Origin of the sequence: Pseudoglutamicibacter cumminsii (genome assembly GCF_003143995.1) — a bacterium.
GTDB classification, from domain to species: domain Bacteria; phylum Actinomycetota; class Actinomycetes; order Actinomycetales; family Micrococcaceae; genus Pseudoglutamicibacter; species Pseudoglutamicibacter cumminsii_B.
This window is the reverse complement of sequence record NZ_QFWG01000029.1, coordinates 1-355: the sequence shown is the minus strand read 5'-3', so window position 1 is coordinate 355 and position 355 is coordinate 1. Positions and strand designations below refer to the sequence as shown.

The 355-nt window shown below is 49.0% G+C and carries 1 protein-coding gene; it reads right to left on the bottom strand.

The annotated features are described in order from the left end of the window. Positions 1-121: 121 nt before the first annotated feature. On the bottom strand, positions 122-355 hold a 234-nt coding region (locus CAY35_RS09760), incomplete at its 5' end, for a hypothetical protein (RefSeq protein WP_219930478.1).

The window sequence follows — 355 nt, the reverse complement described above, 5'->3', positions numbered from 1 at the left end:
CATGACTCTTTCCTCAAAGCGGTATTGGGGGCTGGGCGACAGTTCTTTACCTGGGTTGAAGAATATATTGGAGGAATCGACAGAACATTCCTGTTGAGGATTGAGACGCTGATGGATGGCCTCAAATAACGAAGTATTTGCTATCTGCTAGATACCAACACTCAAGTAAAGCCATGGTGTTTCCGTTGTGAGGCACCCATAGTTGTTTTTCCAAGAAAGCCGCGGCGGGCTGAACAATCAGTTGCGTGATGCCGCAAGAGTTCACCGCTGTGTTCCGTTCGATTCGGTTCGAGCCCGCGCAACGTTGCCACGCATCGTGGCTAGGTTCATTGATAGGTCGGAAAAATGAAAAGTG